Raw genomic sequence first — 1,459 nt, forward strand, 5'->3', positions numbered from 1 at the left:
GTTCGTCGCGGTTGAACTGCATAAATACGCAGTTCCAAATTTCAATCCAGCGGTCGCCGTCTTCTTCAGGGCTGCCCGGAATGCCGCCCCAGATTTCTTCGCCGTGGTCGTAGAAAATTTCGGAGCACGGACCGCAAGGGCCGGTGTCGCCCATCTGCCAGAAGTTGTCGGACGCGTATTTCGCGCCTTTGTTGTCGCCGATCCGGACGATGCGCTCGGCAGGCATGCCGATTTCGTTCAACCAGATGTTGTAGGCTTCGTCGTCTTCTGCGTAAACGGTTGCCAAGAGTTTGTCTTTAGGGATATTCAACCATTCCGGGGAAGTCAGGAATTCCCAAGCGAAGTGGATCGCGTCGCGCTTGAAGTAGTCGCCGAAGGAGAAGTTGCCCATCATTTCGAAGAAGGTATGGTGGCGGGCAGTGTAGCCTACGTTTTCCAAGTCGTTGTGTTTGCCGCCTGCGCGTACGCATTTTTGCGCGGTAGTAGCGCGGTTGTATGGGCGTTTGTCAAAGCCGAGGAATACGTCTTTAAATTGGTTCATGCCTGCGTTGGTAAACAGCAGGGTCGGGTCGTCGTGTGGCACGAGCGAGGAAGAGCGGACGATGGTGTGGCCTTTAGATTCAAAAAATTTCAGGAATTTTTGGCGTAGTTCGGTGGTTTTCATAATGTCTCGATAAATTTTTTACAAGGATTTCAGACGGCCCGGACGGCGCGTTGCGATTAAAAACGAATGGGCGTTATCTTACCGCAAAACCATATTTCAAGCTATCGGCAGAAAGGTTTTAACGTCGTTTTCAGACGGCCTTAAGCGTGACAATATCTTTTAACAATGAAGCCTATCCGCTCGGGCTTGCCTGCTTTATAATGCCTCTCTATTTTCAACCGGATACGCAAGGAATGATAATGACCAAACATCTGCCCCTCATCGTACTGACTGCACTGGCACTGGCCGGCTGCGGCGGCTCGGACAAAACTTCTGCCGACAAGGCGGCTCAAACCGATAATCAAAAGGTATTGAGCATTTACAACTGGTCGGAATATGTCGATCCTGAGACGGTTGCCGCGTTTGAGAAGAAACACGGTATCACAGTAACTTACGATGTATATGACAGCGATGAAACGCTGGAGAGCAAGGTATTGACCGGCAAGTCGGGTTACGACATCGTGGGTCCTTCCAATGCGTTTGTCGGTAGGCAGATTAAGGCAGGTGCGTATCAGAAAATCGACAAATCCCTGATTCCCAACTATAAAAATTTGAATCCTCAGTTGATGAAGCTGATGGAAGGCGTCGATCCGGGGCATGAATATGCGGTGCCATTTTATTGGGGTACCAATACTTTCGCCATCAATACCGAGCGTGTGAAAAAGGCTTTGGGCACGGATCAGCTGCCGGACAATCAATGGGATTTGGTGTTTAACCCCGAATACACGTCCAAACTCAAGCAATGCGGCATCAGCT

The 1,459-nt window shown here is 50.2% G+C and carries 2 protein-coding genes; one reads left to right on the forward strand and one right to left on the reverse strand.

Annotation, left to right across the window (positions count from 1 at the left end):
• Positions 1-664, reverse strand: a 664-nt coding sequence (locus tag ACTHUT_RS20540; RefSeq protein WP_440419651.1) for an alanine--tRNA ligase-related protein, incomplete at its 3' end; no start/stop codon positions are given.
• 239 nt (positions 665-903) lie between these two features.
• Between ACTHUT_RS20540 and ACTHUT_RS20545 the strand changes: the two genes are divergently transcribed.
• Positions 904-1,459, forward strand: a 556-nt coding sequence (locus ACTHUT_RS20545; RefSeq protein ID WP_440419653.1) for an extracellular solute-binding protein, incomplete at its 3' end; no start/stop codon positions are given.

The organism is Neisseria sp. P0022.S010 (assembly GCF_051956635.1).